This is a genomic window from Pantoea sp. X-Soil-OKNW-556 (assembly GCF_059730695.1).
In genome coordinates, this window is record NZ_AP035990.1 from 3,529,416 (window position 1) to 3,551,884 (window position 22,469).

Genomic DNA, 22,469 nt, shown 5'->3' on the forward strand with positions numbered 1-22,469 from the left:
CCTGTAACGGAAAAAATTAGCGCACCAGGCACGGACGTTTGTTATCAAAAGTCCAGTTGGGCACAAGGAATTGCATCGCCTGAGCGTCATCGCGCGCGCCCAGCCCGTGTTTCTGATACAGCGCATTGGCCTGCATCACCTGATCCATATCCAGCTCAACACCCAGACCTGGTTTCTGCGGCACCTGAACCATGCCGCCTTTGATCTGGAACGGTTCTTTGGTCAGGCGTTGGTTACCTTCCTGCCAAATCCAATGGGTATCGATGGCGGTAATCGCGCCCGGCGCCGCCGCCGCGACATGCGTAAACATCGCCAGCGACACATCGAAATGGTTGTTGGAGTGCGAGCCCCAGGTCAGGCCAAAGTCGTGGCACATTTGCGCCACGCGCACCGAGCCTTGCATGGTCCAGAAGTGAGGATCGGCCAGCGGGATATCGACGGATTGCAGTGACAGGGTGTGGCCCATCTGACGCCAGTCGGTGGCGATCATATTGGTGGCGGTAGGCAGCCCGGTGGCACGACGGAATTCCGCCATCACCTCGCGTCCGGAATAGCCCTGTTCAGCCCCACACGGGTCTTCAGCATAGGCCAACACGCCCTTCAGCTGTTTCCCCAGCAGGATCGCTTCATTCAGCGACCAGGCACCGTTCGGATCGAGGGTGACGCGCGCCTGTGGGAAACGCTTCGCCAGTGCGGTAACCGCCTCGGCCTCTTCACCACCACGCAGCACACCCCCTTTCAGTTTGAAATCATTGAAGCCGTATTTTTCATACGCCGCTTCCGCGAGACGCACCACGGTATCCGGCGTCAGCGTTTCTTCATGGCGCAGGCGATACCAGTCGCATTTGTCATTTTCCTGGCTCTGGTACGGCAGCGAGGTTTTCTTGCGATCGCCGACGTAGAACAGATAACCCAGCATTTCTACCCGGTCGCGTTGCTGACCATCACCCAGCAACGACGCCACATTGACGCCCAGATGCTGGCCGAGCAGATCGAGCAGAGCCGCTTCAATCCCGGTCACCACATGGATGGTGGTGCGCAGGTCAAACGTCTGGGTGCCACGCCCGCCAGCATCACGGTCGGCAAAGGTACTGCGCACCAGGTTAAGAATGTTTTTGTACTCGCCAACGGTTTTATGTACTACCAGCGCTGCCGCATCTTCCAACGTCTGACGAATCTTCTCGCCGCCCGGAATCTCCCCAACTCCGGTATGGCCCGCATTGTCTTTAATGATGACGATGTTACGGGTGAAGAAAGGGGCATGTGCGCCGCTCAGGTTGAGCAACATGCTGTCATAACCGGCCACCGGGATGACCTGCATGGATGTAATTTTCGGTGTCTGACTCATTTCCTGCTCCTTAAACTTTGCTGCGACCGAAGGCCGGACGCTTACGGTCGAACGACCAACCGGGAACCAGATATTGCATCGCCGTGGCGTCGTTGCGCGCGCCTGCCGGCAGAGATTTGTACAGCGCATTGGCTTGTTGCAGACGATCCCAGTCCAGTTCAATGCCGAGGCCGGGTTTGTCCGGTACGGCGATTTTGCCGTTGCGGATTTGCAGCGGCTCTTTGGTCAGACGCTGGTCGCCTTCCTGCCAGATCCAGTGGGTATCAATGGCGGTGGGTTTACCGGGTACGGCCGCGCCAACATGGGTGAACATCGCCAGCGAAATGTCGAAATGGTTGTTGGAGTGGCAACCCCAGGTCAGGCCCCAATCGTCACACAACTGCGCCACGCGCACCGCGCCACTCAGCGTCCAGAAATGCGGGTCAGCCAACGGGATATCGACAGCATTCAACATCACCGCATGGTTCATTTCACGCCAGTTGGTGGCGATCATGTTGGTGGCCACCGGCAGGCCGGTGGCGCGACGGAACTCCGCCATCACTTCGCGACCAGAGTAGCCTTGCTCAGCCCCACAAGGGTCTTCCGCATAGGTCAGGACATCCCCCATGCCTTTACACAGGCTGATGGCCTCATCAAGCAACCAAGCCCCGTTGGGATCGACGGTGATACGCGCATCCGGGAAACGTTTTTTCAACGCCACCGCAGAAGCAATTTCCTGCTCACCCGGCAGCACGCCGCCTTTCAGTTTGAAATCTTTGAAACCGTATTTGTCCTGCGCTGCCTCCGCCAGACGCACTACCGCGTCCGGCGTTAATGCTTCCTGATGGCGCAGGTGATACCAGTCATGGCTGGCAGCTTCGCCGCCCAGATACGGCAGATCGGTTTTACGTCGATCACCAATGTAGAACAGATAACCGAGGACCACGACTTCATCACGCTGTTGACCCGGGCCAAGCAGCTCCGCCACCGGAACCCCCAGGCACTGACCAAGCAAATCCAGCAGCGCGGCTTCCAGCGCAGCCACCGCGTTGACGCGCAGTTCAAACGTCCACGCACCTTTGCCGAAGGTATCGAAATCCGCCGACTGGTTGCCTTTGTGCACCTGCTGCACCAGGCGATTCATACGCGCCACCTGCTGGCCTTTCACCTGCGGAATCGCATCCACCAACGTCTGATAAATGGTTTCGCCACCCGGCGCTTCACCGACACCGGTATGCCCGGCGCTATCGGTCAGCACCACAATGTTGCGGGTAAAACAAGCGCTGTGTGCGCCGCCGATGTTGAGCAGCATGCTGTCGTAACCGGCAACCGGAATCACCTGCATATCGGTGATAACCGGGGTACTTTGCGTATTCATGCTCTGTCCTTATGCCCGATGTTTCAATTCGACACGTTTGATGTCCCCGGCAATCACCAGGAAGCTGAACGCTGCGACGAAGGCGTGGATACCGACATAAATCAGCGCACCTTCAAAAGAACCGCTGGTGGCAATGATGTAGCCAATGGCGATCGGGGTGACGATGCCGGAGAAGTTACCGAACATGTTGAACAGACCGCCGCTCAGGCCGCTGATCTCTTTCGGCGCAGTATCCGCCATCACTGCCCAGCCCAGCGCCCCGATGCCTTTACCAAAGAACGCCAGTGCCATAAAGAACACCACCACCCACTCAGTTTGGGTGTAGTTACACATCACCATACTGATGGACATCAGCATGCCGACCACAATCGGGGTTTTACGCGCAATGTTCAAAGAACCGGTTTTACGCATCAGGTAATCGGAGATCACCCCGCCCAATACGCCACCAAGGAAGCCGCATATCGCTGGTACTGAAGCGACAATCCCTGCTTTCAGAATTGACATGCCACGCGCCTGCACCAGATAAACCGGGAACCAGGTAATAAAGAAGTAGGTTAAGGCGTTTACACAGTATTGACCGAGGTAAATACCCAGCATCATGCGGGAGGTCAGCAGTTGTTTGATTTGATAAAACTTTTCACTCCAGCTGACCTTATGCTCGGCCTTTTTAGCATCCATATTGATCAGCGCACCACCCTGCTCCATATATTCCAACTCGGCTTTATTAACGCCAGGATGGTCATTGGGATCGTGGATGACTTTCAGCCAAACGAAGCTGATGATGATGCCCAGTCCCCCCATAAACCAGAACACATGCGCCCAGCCCACTTCCGCCGTCAGCCAGCCCATAATCGGCGCGAAAATTACCGTGGCGAAGTATTGGGCGGAGTTAAAGATAGCCACGGCAGTGCCGCGCTCTTGCGCAGGGAACCAGGCAGCAACGATACGGCTGTTACCAGGGAACGACGGTGCTTCAGCCAGCCCCACGAGGAAGCGCAACATAAACAACGAAGCCACAATGCCGAAGCCGCTGAACAGGTCGACGAATCCTTGCAGGAAGGTAAACAGCGACCAGGTGAAGATGCTCCAGAAGTAAACGCGTTTGGAGCCGAAGCGGTCGAGCAGCCAACCGCCGGGTATTTGGCCGATAACATAAGCCCATGAGAATGCTGAGAAAATATATCCTAAACCGACCGAGTCAAGGCCGATATCCTTGGACATAGCAGAACCGGCAATCGAAATCGTTGCACGGTCCCCGTAGTTGAAAGAGGTGACGATAAACAACATCACCACAATCCAGTAACGGGCGTTGGTGCGCTTTTGCACCGCTTCCGCTGTCTGGCTAAAACTATTCATGATGCACTCCTGAAATATAGCGGTAGCTACATTCACTCTGACTGCATACACATCGCGTTGGGTATCAGAATGATGTTTGGTTAAACACGGCGATTTTTATATTGGCAATACGATGATGCGTCGTGACGAATAACCTAACGTTGGATAACGAGAGCCAGTATAGGAACAGGCGGAGAGCGAAACACTGGAAGAAAGCCCGATGATTTCATCACCTGGATACATATTTTATGGCGTTTGCACATAACGCTGCGGCATGGCTCACGGAACCATCAAAATCAACCCAACAATGGTTAATTAACGTACAGCCTTATGACGCTTTGTGAGTCCCTTCACTTGTGTTTGGTGAAACGTCTCAAACTGACGCAATAAAACCGCTAAAAGCCAGTCAGTTGCACAATGTATTGGGTAATACCCCTGCATATACTAAGGCTGGCAAAAAAAAGATGGCGTGACGGAAGTAATCAATGACACCGCGTTGCCATGTACAGCGCGGCAGAATGGAAGGTGAGCAATGAACCGACCTCTAAGCGAGAAACCGCTTTATATTAAAGTGCACGATAGCGATAACGTCGCCATCGTGGTGAATAACCAGGGGCTGCCTGCGGGCACCCGCTTTGACGATGGGCTGCAACTGACTGAGCATGTGCCGCAGGGCCACAAAGTCGCGCTGGCTGATATTCCTGAGCAGGGCGCGATTGTGCGCTACGGCGAAGTGATCGGCTATGCGCTACGTCCGATTGCTCAGGGCAGCTGGATTGAAGAGTCGCTGGTGGCGCTGCCCGAAGCGCCCCCTCTCGCCAGCCTGCCGCTGGCGAATAATGTCCCACCGGATTTACCGCCACTTGAGGGTTATACCTTCGAAGGCTACCGCAATGCCGATGGCAGCGTGGGAACCCGTAATCTTCTCGGCATCACCACCAGCGTGCATTGTGTCGCGGGCGTGGTGGATTACGTGGTGAAAATTATCGAGCGGGATCTGTTGCCGCGTTATCCCAATGTTGATGGCGTAGTGGCGCTGAATCACCTGTATGGTTGTGGTGTGGCGATCAACGCGCCGGCGGCAGTGGTACCGATTCGCACCATTCATAACCTGGCGCTGAACCCCAATTTTGGCGGCGAAGTGATGGTGGTTAGCCTCGGTTGCGAGAAATTACAGCCGGAACGCCTGCTCACCGGCACGCCCGATGTACAGGCCATTTCGCTGGACGATAACGACATTGTGCGTTTGCAGGATGAGCGTCTGGTCGGCTTCGGCGCGATGGTGGATGAGATTTTGCAGGTCGCTGAGCGCCACCTGAAGCGACTGAATCAACGCAAGCGCGAAACCTGCCCGGCTTCTGAGTTAGTCATCGGCATGCAATGTGGCGGCAGCGATGCGTTTTCCGGTGTCACCGCTAACCCGGCGGTGGGTTTTGCTTCTGATTTGCTGGTACGTTGCGGCGCGACAGTGATGTTTTCTGAAGTGACTGAAGTGCGCGATGCAATCCATCTGCTGACGCCGCGCGTGGTCGATGAGGCGACCGGCAAACGTCTGCTGGAAGAGATGGCATGGTATGACGACTACCTCAGCCTCGGTCAAACCGACCGGAGCGCCAACCCCTCGCCCGGCAACAAAAAAGGCGGCCTGGCAAATGTGGTAGAAAAAGCGCTGGGATCGATTGCCAAATCAGGCCGCAGCCCGATCGTTGAAGTGCTGTCTCCAGGACAGCGACCTACCAGGCGCGGTTTGATCTATGCGGCGACCCCCGCCAGCGATTTTGTCTGCGGTACACAGCAGATGGCATCCGGCATTACGTTGCAGGTATTTACCACCGGTCGCGGTACGCCGTATGGTCTGGCGGCAATTCCGGTGATCAAGATGGCTACGCGCAGCGCACTGGCTGAACGCTGGCATGATCTGATGGACATCAATGCGGGCACCATCGCCACCGGCGAGGAGAGTATCGAGCAGGTGGGTTGGCGGTTGTTTGAACTGATTCTGGATATTGCCAGCGCACGTAAGCAGACATGGTCAGATCGCTGGGGCATTCGCAATCAGTTGGCGGTGTTCAATCCGGCACCCGTGACCTGATAAAATCTGGTACGCATTAACACGTAGCGGCGCGATTTATCGCGCGGATTTTTGGCGATAAATCGCGCCGCTACGGAATTACAACAATTTACCCCAGTTTTCCACCCAGGGTGTCGTCACGGATTCCGGCTCCGGATCTTCTGTCGCATCTACCGTTAACAGGTCACCGACACGTTTGGCGCTCTGCTCCTGCAACAGCGCATCAAAGGTTTTACCCGCGCCGCAAAAGTTATCGTAGCTGCTGTCGCCCAGCGCAATTACGCCGTAACGCAAGTCAGGTTGATAGCCCAGTTGATCTTTCACCGCATGGTACAGCCCGGCGATACTATCGGGAAAATCGCCTTGTCCAGTGGTGGAGGTGATAATCAACACCACATCCTGCTGATAATCCTGCCACTGCGCCAGCGATGGGTCTTCAAAGACTTTCACTTCATGACCCTGCGCCTGCAACACCGGCTCCGCCTCTTCCGCAACCAACAACGCATTGCCGTAAACCGTACCTACAAAAATGCCAATCTTTGCCATCAAGCCGCTCCTTATTCTGTTGGCTTATCCTGGACTGCCTCATCGGCAAACTCAACCCTGGGAACATCAGGGATCTGATCCTGCCAGCCAAACTGATGCAGCATCTGCTGCCAGACGGCATCCAACCCGGCACGAATCACCAACGGCTCCCCTGTCACCGGATGATTCAGACTCAGCGCACTGGCATGCAACATCAGGCGATCAAGACCAAAATTTGCTGCCGCACCACGATTCTGGCGCAGATCGCCGTGCGTGGTATCACCAATAATGGGATGGCGCAGATGCGCCATATGGCGTCGCAGCTGATGCTTACGCCCGGTGCGCGGTTGCATCTCCACCAGACTGTAACGCGCGCTGGCATAGCGGCCAATCGCCACAGGCATCTCGGTGTGGGCCAGCATCTGAAAGTCGGTGACGGCCGGTTGCGGGCCACGCGGTTCGGTGGCGAATTTATCGGCGATTTTGTCGAGTTCCTCGACCAACGGATAATCCAGCGTGCCGCTTTCCGTCAGCCAGCCACGCAGCACGGCATGGTAGGTTTTGCGGATTTGATGTTGCTCAAATTGTTGAGCCAGCAGCCGGCCAACCTCGCTCGACAGTCCCATCAACAATACGCCGGAAGTGGGGCGATCGAGCCGGTGTGCGGTAAAGACGTGCTGACCGATCTGATCGCGCACAGTCTGCATCACCACCACTTTTTCTTTGCGGTCGAGCCAGCTTCGGTGCACCAGCCAACCCGCAGGTTTATTGACCGCGACCAGCCACTCGTCCTGATAAATAATTTCCAACATCAGGCTGTGGGTTCCGAAAATAAGGCATCAAGCTGGCGTAAGGTCAGCAACAGCATGGGATGGCCCGGCGTGCCGGGAGGAAGCGCCATTTCATAATAATGCGCTACGGCGAAGTTTTGCGGCAAGGGTGCACCGGCGTCAATCAGCGCCTGCATACGCGGGATCAACACCCACTGTAACCACTCAAGAGGTGCTAGCGTATCAAGGCAAAAGGGCTGGGTACTGGCAAACGCTGCCGCATCGGGGGATTGCGTCTGCCAGTGGTCGTGCTCGCGCATCACCGCTTCGACCTGCTGTAGCCGCTGCAAAATAAGTTGTTGCGACGACATGCGCCACCTCCAGAGAAAAATCGGGCGGCAAGCATATCACTTGTCGGGCGATGCTCAAAAAACGCATAAAAAAAGGGGAGCACTGTAATTACAGTGCTCCCGGTTCGTTTGCAGCAATCCCGCCACCGCTGTGCTCCCTGCTCATCCGTGACAACTTTTCCTGTGCTGTCCTTCGCTTGTCATCCTGACATTGGTCCTTAGCATCCTGGCCCGCCACATCCCGCGTGGCTCTCATTCTCCGTCCTGGAGGTGTCCCTGACTCACTCCTGAGTGTCCTGCTTCATCATGAAGCCTTCCGTGTGCCGTAAACTCCGTTACGCTCCAGCCCCCTGGCTGACATTCTCCTGAACATCGCTTAATCCGTGGCTTCCTGCCAGTGGTGACTATTCTGGCAGAAACTATCGCGTAAACAAGGTACTAAAAGCCGTTACATCAGTCAGTTATCGAATTATTTTCGGACTGCTGCCATAAACTCATGATTCACAATATTTTTACAAGCCTGGCTTCCTGAATTCTTCAGTACAATTTGCCGATCTCTCACACGCTACGTGAGAGATCTCTTACACAGATACAGGCCAATGTCTGCAATTTACTCGCTAACTGGTTGTAAGTTATTAAGAAACATCTTAATTTCTGGGGATAATACTTCGCGCTTTTTGCTACCAGGATGCTCAAGAATAACTTCACCGGTAAGATTGCACAGGGAGATGACATCCTGTTCGGAATCAGTGGTGGCGATAAATAAAGTGGGGCTTTGCTTCAGGCGACGCTTCATGACCAGATGACCAATCAAATTCTCCTGTAGCCGCGTGAAGTCGTCCTCACTCCATACCTGTAGCAAGGTCATATCCTGCTGCTGAAAACGGGCGGTCATATCACCGGCAAACTGAGTGGTGTAAAACGCGGTGATTTCGGGCCGAAGCTCAATCTCCAGTGCGCGCTCAACCGCAGCCAGCGTGGCAGGCAAGGTAAAAGGCTGTGGCTGCCACAACACACGACCATTCACCGTGCTCTGTATACAAGGGGAAGGTACGCCAAACAGTTCACTGCTTGCAGGTAAATGCCCGGTGCGCTGCTGCCATTCGTCACAATATCGGGCGGTAAAATCGCGCAGAGCATCCACGGTTTGCTGCATCATTCATCTTCTCGCTTCTGATAGGTTACACTTAGCCACTTTGATGGATTTTAGTGGTAACCGTTATGTCTACTGAACAACAGGATCAGGTATTAAGCGGCCTGACCTTGGGTAAACCCACGGCGTATGTCGATCATTACGACCGTTCGCTGTTACAGGCTGTGCCACGCAGTCTCAATCGCGAACCGCTGGGGCTGTTTCCCGACAACCTGCCTTTTCACGGCGCAGATATCTGGACGCTGTACGAACTCTCCTGGCTTAACAGCAAAGGCGTACCACAGGTGGCGGTAGGCGAAGTGGTACTCAACGCTGCGAGCCGCAATCTTATCGAGTCCAAGAGTTTCAAGCTCTATCTTAACAGTTTTAATCAGACGATTTTCGCCGACTGGGGGGAAGTTCGCCAAACGCTGGAGCGTGATCTCAGCGCCTGTGCTGAAGGTGAAGTTAGCGTGGCGCTGTTCCGCCTCGGTGAAATCGAAGGCCAACCGATCGGTCATTTTACCGGTGAACTGATCGATGAACAGGACATTGAGATTCACGACTATGCGTTTAATGCCGATCACCTGGCGCAGGCCGCTGGCCACGACATTATTGAAGAAACGCTGGTCAGCCATGTTCTGAAATCTAACTGTCTCATCACCCACCAGCCTGACTGGGGTTCGGTGATGATTCGCTATAAAGGCCCACGGATCGATCGTGAAGCACTGCTACGTTATCTGGTGTCTTTCCGTCAGCACAATGAGTTTCATGAACAGTGCGTTGAGCGCATTTTCAATGACATTCAACGCTTTTGCCAACCGGAAGCGCTGACGGTCTATGCCCGTTACACCCGCCGTGGTGGGCTGGATATCAACCCGTGGCGTAGCAATGTGCCCTTCTCACCGGGATTTTCCCGCCTGGTTCGCCAGTAACAGATTGCGAGATACCTCGCAGGCCGCGGCACGGATGCGCGGTTCCACTTGAGCATTGACCGCAGACAAGGCTACTCTGTCCAAGGCGCGGGCGGCTAACCGTGCGCGACCAGGGATATTCGTCACTGTGCTCAGGAAGTTAAGCACAGCGTCATCAGTCACGCGCTTGCGTGTAAAGGAGTTCTCTTGATTACTCATATTAGCCCTCTTGGCTCGATGGATCTGCTCTCCCAGTTGGAAGTCGATATGCTGAAACGCACCGCCAGCAGCGACCTGTACCAACTGTTTCGCAACTGTTCACTCGCGGTGCTCAATTCTGGTAGTCAGACCGACAGTAGTCATGAACTGCTTTCCCGCTTTGAAAGCTTTGATATCAACGTATTACGCCGTGAGCGTGGCGTTAAACTTGAACTGATCAACCCACCGGAAGAAGCCTTTGTCGATGGCCGGATTATCCGCTCATTACAGGCGAACCTGTTTGCCGTACTGCGCGACATTCTGTTTGTGAATGGCCAGCTTTCCGCTGCCGAACGCTTTCAGAATCTGGATGCTGAAGACTCGGCACATATCACCAACCTGGTCTTTTCTATCCTGCGTAACGCCCGTGCGCTGCACGTCGGTGAGTATCCCAATACCGTGGTGTGCTGGGGTGGTCACTCGATTAACGCTGTGGAATATCAGTATTGTCGTAACGTCGGCACACAACTTGGCCTGCGCGAACTCAATATCTGTACCGGCTGTGGTCCGGGGGTGATGGAAGCGCCGATGAAAGGTGCCGCAGTGGGTCATGCACAGCAACGCTATCGCGACAGTCGTTTTATTGGCCTGACTGAGCCTTCAATCATTGCCGCTGAACCACCGAACCCGCTGGTCAATGAATTGATTATCATGCCGGATATCGAAAAACGTCTCGAAGCCTTCGTGCGTATTGCCCACGGCATCGTGATCTTCCCTGGTGGCGTTGGCACCGCGGAAGAATTGCTGTATCTGCTTGGCATTCTGATGAACCCGCAGAATAGCGATCAGGTACTGCCGTTGATTCTGACCGGCCCGCAGGAGAGCGCTGATTACTTCCGCGTTCTGGATGATTTTATTGTCAGCACGCTGGGCGAAAGTGCGCGCAAACATTACAAAATTATTATTGATGATGCTGCCGAAGTGGCCCGCCTGATGAAGCACGCAATGCCGCAGGTGAAAGAGTATCGTCGTGAAACCGGTGATGCATACAGCTTTAACTGGTCAATTCGTATCGTGCCGGACCTGCAACTGCCGTTCCTGCCTACCCACGAAAATATGGCTAACCTGAACCTGTATACCAATCAACCCGCAGAAAAACTGGCGGCAGACCTGCGTCGAGCCTTCTCTGGCATTGTCGCCGGTAACGTGAAAGAAGTGGGTATTCGCGAGATCCGCGAAAAAGGTCCGTACAAACTTCATGGCGATCAGGACATCATGCACCGCATGGATGAACTGCTACAGGGCTTCGTCGCCCAACACCGCATGAAACTGCCGGGCACCGCGTATATCCCCTGCTACGAAATCATCAAATAACTCAGGAAGGCAGCCTGCGGGCTGCCGCTATCATCATGTCTTTCCATCTTCTTATTGTTGATGCCCTGAACCTGATCCGTCGTTTACATGCCGTTCAGGGCTCACCATGCCGCGATGCCTGCGTGGCAGCATTACATCAGTTGTTGGGCCATACCCGCCCGACACATGTGGTTGCGGTGTTTGATAGTGCCACACGCCAGCCTGGCTGGCGTCATACGTTATTGCCGGATTACAAGGCGGGCCGTCCACCGATGCCGGATGATTTGCAGTCGGAAATGCCTGCCATCCAACAAGCGTTTCAGGCGGCAGGGGTCAGTTGCTGGATCGCCGATTTGGACGAAGCCGATGATCTGGCCGCCACACTGGCGGTCAAAATGGCTTATGCCGGACATCAGGCAACCATCGTTTCGACAGACAAAGGTTATTGCCAACTGCTGGCCCCGAATATCCGCATTCGCGATTACTTCCAGAAACGCTGGCTGGACGTCCCCTTTATCGAACAAGAGTTCGGCGTCACACCCGGTCAATTGGCGGATTACTGGGGATTGTGTGGCATCAGCAGCAGCAAGATTCCCGGTGTGGCGGGCATCGGCCCGAAAAGTGCGCGGGAACTGATTGCGCAATTTGGTTCGCTGGAAGCGATTTACCAGCAGTGGGATCAAGTGCCAACAAAGTGGCAGGGGAAATTGCAGGCACAGCGTGATATGGCGGAGATTTGCCGCCAGGTCTCGACATTGAAGCGGGACCTGGTATTGCAGGGCAATCTGAATACGCTGCGGTATAACCACCAATAATGTTGCTCATTAACACGAATTCGTAGCGGCGCGACTTTCAACATCAGCGCGATAATCGCGCCGCTACGTATATAGCAAAATTAGCGTTCGTCGCGGCGACCACCGACGGCGGCCCAGATACGGCGCACATGCACCGTCACTTCTTCGCGATCATGATAGAGCTGACGCGCCTGAATCTGCGCATTGATACCATGCTCTTTCAGGGTGGCATCGATCATTGCCAGATTTTGCGTCACCTCTTCGTAGCGCTTTTTCATCGGCAGCTTGAGGTTAAAGATCGCCTCGCGGCACCAACCATTGACCAGCCATTCGCTCATCAGGCTGGCAACGCGCACTGGTTTTTCCACCATGTCGCACACCAGCCAACTGATGTTGTTACGCGGTGGGCGGAAACGGAAACCATCTTCACGGCAATGCGTAACCTGCCCGGTATCCATCAGGCTCGGAGCCATCGGGCCATTATCAACCGCATACACCATCATGCTGCGTTTCACCAACTGATAAGTCCAGCCGCCGGGGCATGCCCCCAGGTCAACCGCCCACATCCCACTGCCCAAACGTTCATCCCATTCGTCAGCCGGGATAAAGACGTGAAACGCCTCTTCCAGTTTTAAAGTGGAACGGCTCGGCGCATCGGCCGGGAACTTCAGACGCGGAATGCCCATATAGAACGGCGAGTTATTCTGCGGCAATGAGTAGCCGACATAACAGGTGCCGGGCGCAATAAAGAACACATGCACCACTGGACGCTTCGGGCTTTCGTAGTTGAGCAGAATTTTATTTTCACGCAGGCTGGCACGCAGCGGCACGGTAAATTTGCGGCAGAATTTGGTCAGCTCTTTGGCTTCATTCGTGTCCGGCACTTCAACACGCAATTCACCGCCCTTCTCCACCACGCCCGTCAGCATACCGACAATCGGTGAAATACGATCTTCTGGCGGCAAATCACGCAGCAACTCACCCACCACCACCATCTGGCGGGCAAAAATCAGTTCAGCAAACGGCAACTGGCTGATCAGTTTTTCTGCATCTTCCTGTTGGTAGCACTCAAATAACACATAACCGGCATCATCTTTTACGCGCGGGAAACCATAGATCTCACGCTCAGCCGCTTTCGCACTGATCTCTGCCGCACACTCTTTCTCAAAGCCGGGACGGCAATAGAGTAAAACTTTATTCATGGCGTTCTGCCTTTCGTTTCAGACGCAGTGCGCCAATCAACATCAAAAACCAGCCAATCAGGAAGCCAAAGCCACCGACTGGCGTTACAAATACCCAAAACTTCAGATGCGACAGCGCCAGGCAATAGAGGCTGCCGCTGAACAACACGGTGCCCAAGGCTAACGCCGCGCTGCTCCAGTAAAACCAGATATTGGCACGGCGCAACATCGCCGATGCAAGACCGATAATCGCCAGCGTATGATAGGCCTGATACTCAAGGCCGGTATGAATCCACGCCATCTCAGCTGGGCCAAGGGATTTACTCAACACATGGGCACCAAAAGCACCAAAAGCCACCAGCGTGAAACCGCTAATGGCTGCAAAAATAAACATCGCACGACTGGACATCAAACAATCCTCAGAGTGAATACGCACGTCACTGTGCAACAATCAACGCGTTAGTGATCGTAACGAAAACGAAATTTCTCTTGTTCGGTTGCGGCTTTGGCCAGGATCCACTGTCGAAAGGCGGCTATTTTACCCAGTTCTGCCTGACTGTCATGACAAACCAGATAAAAAGCATTTTTACTGACCAATACGTCATTAAAAGGACAGACCAGACGACCCGCTTCAATTTCGCTCTGCGCCATCACATTATTCGCCAGCGCCACGCCCTGACCGTGAATCGCCGCCTGCAACACCATCGCGCTGTGACTGAAAATCGGTCCCTGCTGCACGTTAATGTGCTGCAAGCCTAGCTGGCGGATATAGGATTGCCAGTCACGGCGTGAGGCATCGTGCAGCAGAGTGAAGTGCGCCAGATCAGCCGGTGACTTCAGAGGATGGTCCCCGGTCAGCAATAACGGTGAACAAACCGGCAACAGATATTCCGCGTAGAGTTTCTCCACGCGTAACCCCGGCCAGTTGCCACGACCATAGAAAATCGCCACATCCACATCATCCGCCAGTTTCTCTTCATCGCGGTCAACGGCCTGGATGCGAACATCAATACCCGGATAAGCTGTATTAAAGCTGGAAAGACGTGGCACCAGCCACTGAATGGCAAAGCTCGGCAGCAGGCTAACCGTCAGCGCCCCTTTGGCGCTGCGTGCCTGTAGTTTACGCGTCGCATCGTTTAGCGCGGAGAAAATTTCCTTGATATCCAGATAGTAGCTTTGCCCTTCTTCCGTCAGCAAAAGCGAACGATTCCTCCGGCGAAATAGCTTAAGACCGAGAAAATCTTCCAGAGATTTAATCTGATGGCTGACAGCTGCCTGGGTAACAAACAGCTCCTCAGCAGCTTTGGTAAAGCTTAAATGGCGTGCCGCAGCATCAAAGACGCGTAAAGCATTCAGCGGGGGAAGGCGTTTTGACATGGTTTTCCGTATCCGGATCAACAGAGTAATACTGCAACTTATAACAAGTCATACGGTATTAGTTTTTTTAATCCGAGACATTATAAATTGTCCGTTGAGGAAGCTCCAGCAAATACCTATAGTTGCCGCACTTCCTAAGCCGGAACGAAAAGATTTCTGGAAATGTGCGTTAGTTCGCAGACTTTTGGAGAGCTTTTGGCTTTTGGTCGTGATGTTGTGTTTGCATTTTGATCTGACGATTGCAGATCAAGCTTTTAATTCCTGTAGATTTACCCTGTCTGTCCAAAGTGATTTACATAGCACCGCAAATTGCGGTGCTTTTTTTTATCTGTCGATTACTGCCCCATCTCAACCATCTCTTTGACATCTGAGCGGTTAATCTGCTGCTGGTTGCCATTGGCATCTTTATAGCTGATCATACCGGTATCATCGTCTACTTTAGGTTTGCCAGAAGCAACAATGGTGCGGCCATCATTGGTATGCATCACGTAGTTGCTGGAACAGGCAGCCAGGGTAAAGGCCATGGTACACACGGCCAGCACTGCGGCGAGTTTTTTCATTTTCTATCTCCTTGCAGATTGATTGCATCAAACCACCCGCGAGACGCTGACCAGAGGCAGCTGAAAAAGTGAAATCGACTGGTAAAGGTCGATTTCTAATGCGGGTTTTGGTTTAAACCTTGCAATAATTAGCATAACGCACTTTCCCAGCTTTGCCAGGTTACAGACCGACTTTCAGTCTGGTCCTAAAAACTCATCACAACAGGCCGGATATGACCATTTTTACGCCCACCGCTTTTCGCCAGCAATTCCCCGCGCTGGCTGATGCTGGTGTCTATCTCGACAGCGCCGCCACCGCCCTGAAACCGCTGGCGGTGATTGAGGCCACGCAACAATTCTATTCCCTGAGCGCCGGGACGGTACATCGCAGCCAGTTTGCCGCCGCGCGTGCCTTGACAGAACAATATGAACAGGCACGCGGCCTGGTCGCACGCTGGCTGAATGCTGCCGATGACCGACAAATTATCTGGACGCGTGGGACCACTGAAGCCATCAACCTGGTGGCAAACAGCTGGCTGGCTCCGCGTCTGCAACCTGGCGATGAAATTGTGGTGAGTGAGGCGGAGCACCACGCCAATCTGGTGCCCTGGTTGATGGTGGCGCAAGCAAAAGGCGCAAAAGTGGTGAAATGGCCGCTGGGGGCCAATCGCCTGCCCGATATTCAGCAGTTGCCTCACTTACTGAACTCACGTACCCGTCTGCTGGCTATCGGTCAGATGTCGAATGTCACCGGTGGTTGCCCGGACCTGGCGCAGGCGATTCAGCTGGCACATGCCGTGGGTGCCAAAGTGATGGTCGATGGCGCACAGGGTGTGGTGCATTGCGCACCGGATGTGCAGGCTGAAGATATCGATTTTTATGCGTTCTCCGGCCATAAGTTGTACGGGCCGATGGGTATTGGCGTGCTGTATGGCAAGGCGGAATTACTCGAAGCCATGTCCCCCTGGCAAGGTGGCGGCAAAATGTTGACGCAGGTGGATTTCAGCGGTTTCACCCCACAACCGGTGCCGTGGCGTTTTGAGGCGGGTACACCGAATGTGGCAGGGGTGATTGGCTTAAGCGCTGCGCTGCGGTGGCTCAGCCAGCACAACGCGGAAAAGATGGAGATGTGGAGCCAGCAACTGGCAAGCCTCGCCGAAGAACAGCTGAGCGCCCTGCCCGGTTTCCGCAGTTTCCGCTGCGGCAGCAGCAGCCTGCTGGCGTTCGATATCGCGGGTATCCATCATAGCGATATCGTCACACTGCTGGCAGAACATGGCATCGCGTTGCGCGCCGGTCAACATTGCGCCCAGCCCCTGATGGCGGCACTGGGTGTCAGCGGCACGCTGCGTGTCTCGTTCGCCCCCTATAATAACTTGCAGGACGTGGACGCGCTGGTGCGCGCCATGCATAGCGCCGTGGATTTACTGAGTGAATAATACAATGAGCACAGCCCTTCTCGCCCCGCACCCGTTTGGTGATCTGATTACCGAGGCCAGCCTGACGGAGAAATTCAGCCATTTTCATCAGTGGGAAGACCGTTATCGTCAGTTGATTCAGTTGAGTCGTCAGTTGCCTGCTTTACCGGAGGATTTAAAATCCGCTGAAATCGAACTGACTGGCTGTGAGAATCGCGTCTGGCTGAGTAGCCAGCTACAAAGCAATGGCACCTTACATTTCTATGGCGACAGTGAAGGTCGCATCGTGCGTGGCTTGCTGGCGGTGCTACTCACCGCGGTCGAAGGGAAAACGCCAGCCGCCCTGCTGCAACAGGACCCACTGGCGCTGTTTGATACGCTTGGCCTTCGCGCTCAGCTCAGCGCCTCTCGCAGCAGCGGATTGCAGGCACTGGCCGACGCAGTGCAACGTGCCGCACGCCAGCATATTTAATGTTGCCGCGCTGCTCGCGCGAGGAATTTCTTCAACGCGTGTGAAACCGCGATAAAACCAAAGGTCGCGGTCACCATCGTCGCCGCGCCAAATCCGGCGGCGCAATCCATCCGCTTCGGACCTTCTGCGGTGCTGCGGGATGCACAGACGCTGCCGTCTGGTTGCGGATAGACCAGTGCCTCCGTCGAAAACACGCAATCGATGCCCAGCTTACCTTTGCTGTTCTTCTTCACACCAAAATCGTTTTTCAAACGCTCACGGAGTTTCGCCGCCAGCGGATCCTGAATGGTCTTCGCCAGATCGCTTACCTGGATCTGCGTCGGATCAATCTGTCCACCGGCACCACCGGTGGTGATCAACGGAATCTTGTTGCGCCGACACCAGGCAATCAGCGCCGCTTTGGGCCGTACGCTATCGATCGCATCGATCACATAATCGAAGCCGACCGGCAGCAGTTCTGCGCTGTTTTCCGGCGTGATGAAATCATCGATACAGATGACCTCACATTCCGGGTTAATCGCGCGGATACGCTCCGCCATCACCTCAGTTTTTGCCTGGCCCACTTTGCCCTGCAACGCATGAATCTGCCGGTTAGTATTGGTGATACAGACATCGTCCATATCAATCAGGGTGATTTTACCGATCCCAGTACGCGCCAGTGCCTCTGCCGCCCAGGAACCCACACCGCCAATGCCAATCACGCAAAAATGGGCGTCGGCAAAACGCTGCAACGCATCCTGCCCATACAGACGCGCCGTGCCGCCAAAGCGTTGCCGCCAGGCGTCGCTAACCACTGTCATAACAAACCTTACTGATCGTGCGGGCGATAACGCCCGCAGAGGAAAATTTAATTGGAACCTAACAACAACGAACCATTATTGCCGCTTTGTGCGGTGCTGAACAGCGGTTGACCGGCTCCCGGTGCCGCTTTAAGCACCCAGACACGACCATAATGGTTGTAGAAACCAGCCAAATGAGCGGCATCCGGGCCGACGCCCTGATAGATGTCAAAATGCTGGCCTTTAATCGCACCACCGACATCCAGCGCCACCATCAGACGCATTTCATACTTACCGTTAAACTTGCCCTTCTCGTTTAACTGCGGCACTTCCGCCAGCAGCGCCGTCCCGGCAGGGATCAGCGAACGGTCAGAGGCCACCGAAGCCTTGGCTATCAGCGGCACGGCGCTGGCACCACGTACCGGTACATACTCTTCCGGTTTGAAGAACACGAAAGATTGGTTGGTTTCCAGCAGTGCACGCACCTCTTCTGGTGAATGTGTCTGCGCCCACTGACGAATCGCCTGCATCGACATATCTTCGCGTTTCACTTCACCACGATCGATCAGCTCCTTCCCAATGCTATGGTAAGCCCAGCCGTTTTTACCGCCGTAACCAAAGAAGCGCAGTGGCCGCCCATCGCCGAAGTCGACATAGCCGCTGCCCTGAACATCCATCATAAAGTTGTCGATCAGCGAGTTGCTGTAAGCAATAACATAACGGTCATCGAGGCCACCGCTATAGATAGAAGCGCGGCTGGGTAATTTTTGCCCACTGCGGCGAGGCGGCATACGATAAATCGGGTACTGGAATTCGCCCTGACGGGTATAACGTGCTTCGACCACCGGGGTGTAGTAACCGGTGAACTGCACGTTGCCGTAGTTATCCGTCCCTTCCATCTGATAAGCGTTAAGGCCGAATTGACGCAACTGACGGGTATCACCGCCTGACATCAGCCAGTTTTCAATCGCGCTGTAGGTACCGGTGTTGCGGCCATACAACCCGGAGGACGCAGACTGAATCTGACGAACCTGATCGCCAAAGTCCCGGCCATTGACCGGACGCCCTTTCGCATTCGGCTGGTTCACCAGGCCCAGCGGCTGATCCAACTTGCCATCTATATATTGCTGGCCACGATCCGTAGGTTTGGAGCTACAACCCGCCAACAGCGCGAGAAATGCGCCAGTAAGTGCATACTTCACACGATTTGCTTTCATGACCTTCTCTTTTTATCGATAGTTTGCATGGCGACGATAGCAAAGGGGCCGACAGAATGAAATCCGCCACCCAGTGCGACCTTGATATACGTACAATAAATAACCTATTGGAGGTTTTATTCACCAACTGGCTGTAAATTTTGTGCTTTCTGTCAAAAAGGGGTTGCATCGCGGCGCGTGCGGAGTATAGTGCGCATCCACGGACGCGGGGTGGAGCAGCCTGGTAGCTCGTCGGGCTCATAACCCGAAGGTCGTCGGTTCAAATCCGGCCCCCGCAACCAACTCTTCTTAGATGAAGAGAGACAATGTGAAAAGTCGAACAGCGACAGACGGACGCGGGGTGGAGCAGCCTGGTAGCTCGTCGGGCTCATAACCCGAAGGTCGTCGGTTCAAATCCGGCCCCCGCAACCAATACAAATAAGCACCTTAACGGGTGTTTTTTTGTTTTTATCGTCTGGAGAATCGCGGCATCCTTGCCACAACCATCAGCGATGCGCCAGCACCGCCCCCTTCTCGAAATACGCTTTGATGCCATGCAGAATAGCTTCCGCTACCTGATGCTGGTAACGCGCTGTACGTAGCTTCCTTTCTTCTTCCACATTACTGATAAACGCCGTCTCTACCAGAATCGACGGGATATCAGGCGCTTTTAACACCGCAAAACCGGCCTGATCCACCGTACGTTTATGCAAATGGTTGATGTGCCCCATGCGCGACAACACCTCTTTACCAAACTTCAGGCTGTCATGGATGGTCTGCCGCTGCACCATGTCGAACATGGTGTGGTCGAGATAACGGTCGCCGCTCATGCTGACGCCACCAATCAAGTCTGATTCATTCTGGGTTTGTGCCAGAAAGCGTGCCGCGGCAGAGGTTGCGCCGCTGGTGGAAAGCGCAAACACCGACGAACCGCGCGCCGCGCGGCTGGTAAAGGCATCGGCGTGAATTGACACAAACAAATCCGCACGCTGCTTGCGCGCTTTTGCCACCCGGACACGCAACGGGATAAATACATCTTCGTTGCGCGTCATATAGGCTTTCATATTGGGTTGTTTGTCGATCAGCGCCTTCAGATAACGCCCCATCTTCAACACAATATCTTTTTCACGCGTTTTGTATTTGCCATGTGCGCCCGGATCTTCCCCGCCATGCCCTGGATCGATCATGATGATAATCGGGCGGTCCCGTCCGGCTTTACCCGGTAACGGGGCCTGCGCAGGTTGATCGCGATCCAGATCTCCCTGATTGTAATCCTGGAGTAACGCCAGTAAGGGATCCTCTTCCGGCTGACGCTGGCTGGGATAAAGATCGACCACCAACCGGTGCTTAATCCCCGCAACCGGATCGAGGGTGAAGCTGCGTGGTGCCACGCTGCGCTTCAGTTCCAGTACAATACGCACCGTATTCGGATCGAACTGCCCCACGCGGGCTGTTTTGATATAGGGATCATCAACGCGCACCAGTTTATCGACGCCTTTCAGCACCGGATTGATATGCAGATTGTTGATGTCGATAACCAGACGGTCGGGATGACTCAGCGTGAATTGTTTGTATTGCAGGGGAACATTGGATTCCAGCGTAACGCGCGAGTACGTCGACGAAGGCCAGATGCGCACGGCCACAATATGCTGGCTGGCCGCCAGCCCGCTGCGCGTCACGCTCAGCAACCATAGCGCGCCCGCTCCCTGCAATAATCGTCGGCGTGAAAAAAAAGGATTTACGTCAAACATGCCTCTCCAGCTACTGCGTAATGTCTAAAATATCGCCAGTTGAGTAAAAGAAGATGAAAACTTTAGCCAGTCCCTGGTGCCTTCCCACTCAGGAAAAGCCAGATAATGCAGGCTGTTAGCACAGGTTGCATCAGAAAATTCGTAAAGTAACGTCAGGCTGGCCGCTTGCATTACGGCGCAATAAAGCATAAAAATACAAAAATTTCGAATAACCATTCACAGAGGGTTTGCCGTGAAGGAACGTAGTACTGAACTGGTTCAGGGTTTTCGCCATACCGTTCCCTATATAAATGCCCACCGTGGCAAGACCTTTGTCATCATGCTGGGTGGCGAGGCCATCGAGCATGATAACTTCTCCAGCATCGTTAACGACATCGGTCTGTTGCATAGCCTTGGCATCCGCCTGGTGGTGGTTTACGGCGCCCGTCCGCAGATTGATGCCAGCATGGCACAGCATCAACTGGAGCCGACTTATCATAAACATACGCGTGTTACCGATGCGCAATCGCTGGAGCTGGTGAAACAGGCGGCAGGTCGTTTACAGCTGGATATCACCGCGCGTCTGTCGATGAGCCTGAACAACACCCCTTTGCAGGGCGCGCATATTAACGTGGTCAGCGGCAACTTCATCATCGCCCAACCTCTTGGCGTCGATGATGGCGTGGATTACTGCCACAGTGGACGCATTCGTCGTATCGACGAAGAGGCAATCCATCGTCAGCTGGATAACGGGGCGATTGTGCTGCTTGGTCCGGTTGCTGTTTCCGTTACCGGTGAGAGTTTTAACCTGACTTCAGAAGAAGTCGCTACCCAACTGGCGATCAAACTGAAAGCGGAAAAAATGATCGGCTTCTGTTCTGAACAGGGCGTGACCAACCGCGATGGCAATATCATTTCCGAACTGTTCCCGAACGACGCCCAGGCGCGTATTGATGAAATGGAAAAGGAAGGTGATTTCCTCTCTGGCACGGTGCGTTTTCTGCGTGGCGCAGTCAAAGCCTGCCGCAGCGGCGTGCGTCGCAGCCATTTAATCAGCTATCAGGAAGATGGCGCGCTGTTGCAGGAGTTGTTCTCGCGTGACGGTATCGGCACACAGATTGTCATGGAGTCTGCCGAACAGATTCGTCGTGCCACCATCAATGATATTGGTGGCATTCTGGAGCTGATTCGCCCGCTGGAACAACAAGGGATTCTGGTACGTCGGTCACGCGAGCAACTGGAAATGGAGATCGACAAGTTCACCATCATCGAACGCGATAACCTGACCATTGCCTGCGCGGCACTCTACCCGTTCCCGGACGAACAAATTGGCGAGATGGCCTGTGTGGCCGTTCATCCGGATTATCGTAGCTCGTCACGCGGCGAAGCACTGCTGCAACGTGTGGCATTGCAGGCACGGCAGATGGGTCTGAAAAAGCTGTTCGTGCTCACCACCCGCAGCATTCATTGGTTCCAGGAACGCGGTTTCACACCGGTGGACATTGAATCGCTGCCGGAGAGCAAGAAAAAGATGTACAACTATCAGCGCCGTTCTAAAGTGTTGATGGCAGATTTGCGCTAACTGTTCCGCCTGCCGTAGCGGCGCGATTCATCGCGCGATTTCGTGCGC

General features: G+C 54.4%; 21 protein-coding genes and 2 tRNA genes. 9 read left to right on the forward strand and 14 right to left on the reverse strand.

Annotated elements, in window-relative coordinates; all coding sequences use genetic code 11:
• Nucleotides 1-16: 16 nt before the first annotated feature.
• The 3 genes from gudD to AC6I8T_RS16525 are packed head-to-tail and all read right to left on the reverse strand — an operon-like array spanning nucleotide 17 to nucleotide 4,061.
• Nucleotides 17-1,348 carry a glucarate dehydratase gene (gene gudD, locus AC6I8T_RS16515; RefSeq protein WP_497834149.1) on the reverse strand — a complete coding sequence of 444 codons (1,332 nt, stop codon included), beginning with the start codon at nucleotides 1,346-1,348 and terminating at the stop codon, nucleotides 17-19.
• A gap of 10 nt (nucleotides 1,349-1,358) precedes the next feature.
• Nucleotides 1,359-2,705: an enolase C-terminal domain-like protein gene (locus AC6I8T_RS16520; RefSeq protein ID WP_208723724.1), complete on the reverse strand. Its 1,347-nt coding sequence runs from the start codon at nucleotides 2,703-2,705 to the stop codon at nucleotides 1,359-1,361.
• A gap of 9 nt (nucleotides 2,706-2,714) precedes the next feature.
• Nucleotides 2,715-4,061, reverse strand: coding sequence for an MFS transporter (locus AC6I8T_RS16525; RefSeq protein WP_497834150.1), 1,347 nt, complete (start codon nucleotides 4,059-4,061; stop codon nucleotides 2,715-2,717).
• Between the two features lie 511 nt (nucleotides 4,062-4,572).
• Here AC6I8T_RS16525 and garD point away from each other — a divergent pair.
• Nucleotides 4,573-6,132, forward strand: a complete 1,560-nt coding sequence (gene garD / locus AC6I8T_RS16530) for a galactarate dehydratase (protein ID WP_021184547.1) — start codon at nucleotides 4,573-4,575, stop codon at nucleotides 6,130-6,132.
• Nucleotides 6,133-6,210: 78 nt separating this feature from the next.
• Here the strand turns inward: garD and AC6I8T_RS16535 are convergent, their stop codons facing one another.
• The 4 genes from AC6I8T_RS16535 to syd form a co-directional block, all read right to left on the reverse strand.
• A complete protein-coding gene (locus AC6I8T_RS16535) occupies nucleotides 6,211-6,657 on the reverse strand; it encodes a flavodoxin (RefSeq protein ID WP_208723723.1) in 447 nt (148 codons plus the stop codon).
• An 11-nt stretch (nucleotides 6,658-6,668) separates the two neighbouring features.
• A complete protein-coding gene (gene truC / locus AC6I8T_RS16540) occupies nucleotides 6,669-7,448 on the reverse strand; it encodes a tRNA pseudouridine(65) synthase TruC (RefSeq protein WP_021184549.1) in 780 nt (259 codons plus the stop codon).
• Nucleotides 7,448-7,777: a YqcC family protein gene (locus AC6I8T_RS16545; protein ID WP_208723722.1), complete on the reverse strand. Its 330-nt coding sequence runs from the start codon at nucleotides 7,775-7,777 to the stop codon at nucleotides 7,448-7,450. The genes truC and AC6I8T_RS16545 overlap by 1 nt, the downstream gene beginning before the upstream one ends.
• 589 nt (nucleotides 7,778-8,366) lie before the next feature.
• The gene (gene syd / locus AC6I8T_RS16550) at nucleotides 8,367-8,915 is read right to left on the reverse strand and encodes a SecY-interacting protein (RefSeq protein WP_208723721.1); all 549 of its coding nucleotides are present in this window, start codon (nucleotides 8,913-8,915) and stop codon (nucleotides 8,367-8,369) included.
• A gap of 62 nt (nucleotides 8,916-8,977) precedes the next feature.
• Here syd and queF point away from each other — a divergent pair, with 62 nt between their 5' ends.
• The 3 genes from queF (at nucleotide 8,978) to xni (ending at nucleotide 12,168) form a co-directional block, all read left to right on the forward strand.
• Nucleotides 8,978-9,823 carry an NADPH-dependent 7-cyano-7-deazaguanine reductase QueF gene (queF, locus tag AC6I8T_RS16555; RefSeq protein ID WP_021184551.1) on the forward strand — a complete coding sequence of 282 codons (846 nt, stop codon included), beginning with the start codon at nucleotides 8,978-8,980 and terminating at the stop codon, nucleotides 9,821-9,823.
• Nucleotides 9,824-10,009: 186 nt separating this feature from the next.
• The gene (gene ppnN, locus AC6I8T_RS16560) at nucleotides 10,010-11,374 is read left to right on the forward strand and encodes a nucleotide 5'-monophosphate nucleosidase PpnN (RefSeq protein WP_021184552.1); all 1,365 of its coding nucleotides are present in this window, start codon (nucleotides 10,010-10,012) and stop codon (nucleotides 11,372-11,374) included.
• Nucleotides 11,375-11,409: 35 nt separating this feature from the next.
• Complete coding sequence (gene xni / locus AC6I8T_RS16565; RefSeq protein WP_497834151.1) at nucleotides 11,410-12,168, forward strand: flap endonuclease Xni; 759 nt, start codon at nucleotides 11,410-11,412, stop codon at nucleotides 12,166-12,168.
• An 80-nt stretch (nucleotides 12,169-12,248) separates the two neighbouring features.
• On the opposite strand, the gene rlmM is transcribed toward xni, so the two are convergent.
• The 4 genes from rlmM to AC6I8T_RS16585 all read right to left on the reverse strand — a co-directional run bounded on the left by rlmM (nucleotide 12,249) and on the right by AC6I8T_RS16585 (nucleotide 15,265).
• Nucleotides 12,249-13,349 (reverse strand): 23S rRNA (cytidine(2498)-2'-O)-methyltransferase RlmM, encoded by a 1,101-nt coding sequence (gene rlmM, locus AC6I8T_RS16570; RefSeq protein WP_021184554.1) that lies wholly within the window; start codon nucleotides 13,347-13,349, stop codon nucleotides 12,249-12,251.
• On the reverse strand, nucleotides 13,342-13,737 hold the full coding sequence (locus tag AC6I8T_RS16575) for a DUF423 domain-containing protein (protein WP_021184555.1): 396 nt from the start codon (nucleotides 13,735-13,737) through the stop codon (nucleotides 13,342-13,344). The genes rlmM and AC6I8T_RS16575 overlap by 8 nt, the downstream gene beginning before the upstream one ends.
• A gap of 50 nt (nucleotides 13,738-13,787) precedes the next feature.
• A complete protein-coding gene (locus tag AC6I8T_RS16580) occupies nucleotides 13,788-14,705 on the reverse strand; it encodes a transcriptional regulator GcvA (protein ID WP_013510265.1) in 918 nt (305 codons plus the stop codon).
• A 335-nt stretch (nucleotides 14,706-15,040) separates the two neighbouring features.
• The gene (locus AC6I8T_RS16585; protein ID WP_013510266.1) at nucleotides 15,041-15,265 is read right to left on the reverse strand and encodes a YgdI/YgdR family lipoprotein; all 225 of its coding nucleotides are present in this window, start codon (nucleotides 15,263-15,265) and stop codon (nucleotides 15,041-15,043) included.
• A 212-nt stretch (nucleotides 15,266-15,477) separates the two neighbouring features.
• Between AC6I8T_RS16585 and csdA the strand changes: the two genes are divergently transcribed.
• On the forward strand, nucleotides 15,478-16,683 hold the full coding sequence (csdA, locus tag AC6I8T_RS16590; protein WP_208723717.1) for a cysteine desulfurase CsdA: 1,206 nt from the start codon (nucleotides 15,478-15,480) through the stop codon (nucleotides 16,681-16,683).
• A gap of 4 nt (nucleotides 16,684-16,687) precedes the next feature.
• Nucleotides 16,688-17,134 carry a cysteine desulfurase sulfur acceptor subunit CsdE gene (gene csdE, locus AC6I8T_RS16595; RefSeq protein WP_415173277.1) on the forward strand — a complete coding sequence of 149 codons (447 nt, stop codon included), beginning with the start codon at nucleotides 16,688-16,690 and terminating at the stop codon, nucleotides 17,132-17,134.
• Here the strand turns inward: csdE and tcdA are convergent.
• Nucleotides 17,131-17,934, reverse strand: coding sequence for a tRNA cyclic N6-threonylcarbamoyladenosine(37) synthase TcdA (gene tcdA / locus AC6I8T_RS16600; RefSeq protein ID WP_208723715.1), 804 nt, complete (start codon nucleotides 17,932-17,934; stop codon nucleotides 17,131-17,133). The two genes, csdE and tcdA, sit on opposite strands and share 4 nt — an antisense overlap.
• Before the next feature lie 47 nt (nucleotides 17,935-17,981).
• Nucleotides 17,982-19,130, reverse strand: a complete 1,149-nt coding sequence (gene mltA / locus AC6I8T_RS16605; RefSeq protein ID WP_021184559.1) for a murein transglycosylase A — start codon at nucleotides 19,128-19,130, stop codon at nucleotides 17,982-17,984.
• A gap of 204 nt (nucleotides 19,131-19,334) precedes the next feature.
• Here mltA and AC6I8T_RS16610 point away from each other — a divergent pair.
• Together AC6I8T_RS16610 and AC6I8T_RS16615 are read left to right on the forward strand one after the other, a co-directional pair.
• Nucleotides 19,335-19,411, forward strand: a tRNA-Met gene (locus AC6I8T_RS16610).
• Between the two features lie 53 nt (nucleotides 19,412-19,464).
• Nucleotides 19,465-19,541: transfer RNA gene (locus AC6I8T_RS16615), tRNA-Met, on the forward strand.
• 74 nt (nucleotides 19,542-19,615) lie between these two features.
• Here AC6I8T_RS16615 and amiC read toward each other — a convergent pair.
• The gene (gene amiC / locus AC6I8T_RS16620) at nucleotides 19,616-20,860 is read right to left on the reverse strand and encodes an N-acetylmuramoyl-L-alanine amidase AmiC (protein WP_021184560.1); all 1,245 of its coding nucleotides are present in this window, start codon (nucleotides 20,858-20,860) and stop codon (nucleotides 19,616-19,618) included.
• Between the two features lie 232 nt (nucleotides 20,861-21,092).
• Between amiC and argA the strand changes: the two genes are divergently transcribed.
• Nucleotides 21,093-22,421 carry an amino-acid N-acetyltransferase gene (argA, locus tag AC6I8T_RS16625; protein WP_208723714.1) on the forward strand — a complete coding sequence of 443 codons (1,329 nt, stop codon included), beginning with the start codon at nucleotides 21,093-21,095 and terminating at the stop codon, nucleotides 22,419-22,421.
• The last annotated feature ends 48 nt before the right edge of the window (nucleotides 22,422-22,469 follow it).

Coding starts and splice junctions, on each gene's coding strand:
- gudD (WP_497834149.1), bottom strand. CDS start 1,348: ATGAGTCAGACACCGAAAATTACATCCATGCAGGTCATCCCGGTGGCC.
- AC6I8T_RS16520 (WP_208723724.1), bottom strand. CDS start 2,705: ATGAATACGCAAAGTACCCCGGTTATCACCGATATGCAGGTGATTCCG.
- AC6I8T_RS16525 (WP_497834150.1), bottom strand. CDS start 4,061: ATGAATAGTTTTAGCCAGACAGCGGAAGCGGTGCAAAAGCGCACCAAC.
- garD (WP_021184547.1), top strand. CDS start 4,573: ATGAACCGACCTCTAAGCGAGAAACCGCTTTATATTAAAGTGCACGAT.
- AC6I8T_RS16535 (WP_208723723.1), bottom strand. CDS start 6,657: ATGGCAAAGATTGGCATTTTTGTAGGTACGGTTTACGGCAATGCGTTG.
- truC (WP_021184549.1), bottom strand. CDS start 7,448: ATGTTGGAAATTATTTATCAGGACGAGTGGCTGGTCGCGGTCAATAAA.
- AC6I8T_RS16545 (WP_208723722.1), bottom strand. CDS start 7,777: ATGTCGTCGCAACAACTTATTTTGCAGCGGCTACAGCAGGTCGAAGCG.
- syd (WP_208723721.1), bottom strand. CDS start 8,915: ATGATGCAGCAAACCGTGGATGCTCTGCGCGATTTTACCGCCCGATAT.
- queF (WP_021184551.1), top strand. CDS start 8,978: ATGTCTACTGAACAACAGGATCAGGTATTAAGCGGCCTGACCTTGGGT.
- xni (WP_497834151.1), top strand. CDS start 11,410: ATGTCTTTCCATCTTCTTATTGTTGATGCCCTGAACCTGATCCGTCGT.
- rlmM (WP_021184554.1), bottom strand. CDS start 13,349: ATGAATAAAGTTTTACTCTATTGCCGTCCCGGCTTTGAGAAAGAGTGT.
- AC6I8T_RS16575 (WP_021184555.1), bottom strand. CDS start 13,737: ATGTCCAGTCGTGCGATGTTTATTTTTGCAGCCATTAGCGGTTTCACG.
- AC6I8T_RS16580 (WP_013510265.1), bottom strand. CDS start 14,705: ATGTCAAAACGCCTTCCCCCGCTGAATGCTTTACGCGTCTTTGATGCT.
- AC6I8T_RS16585 (WP_013510266.1), bottom strand. CDS start 15,265: ATGAAAAAACTCGCCGCAGTGCTGGCCGTGTGTACCATGGCCTTTACC.
- csdA (WP_208723717.1), top strand. CDS start 15,478: ATGACCATTTTTACGCCCACCGCTTTTCGCCAGCAATTCCCCGCGCTG.
- csdE (WP_415173277.1), top strand. CDS start 16,688: ATGAGCACAGCCCTTCTCGCCCCGCACCCGTTTGGTGATCTGATTACC.
- tcdA (WP_208723715.1), bottom strand. CDS start 17,934: ATGACAGTGGTTAGCGACGCCTGGCGGCAACGCTTTGGCGGCACGGCG.
- mltA (WP_021184559.1), bottom strand. CDS start 19,130: ATGAAAGCAAATCGTGTGAAGTATGCACTTACTGGCGCATTTCTCGCG.
- amiC (WP_021184560.1), bottom strand. CDS start 20,860: ATGTTTGACGTAAATCCTTTTTTTTCACGCCGACGATTATTGCAGGGA.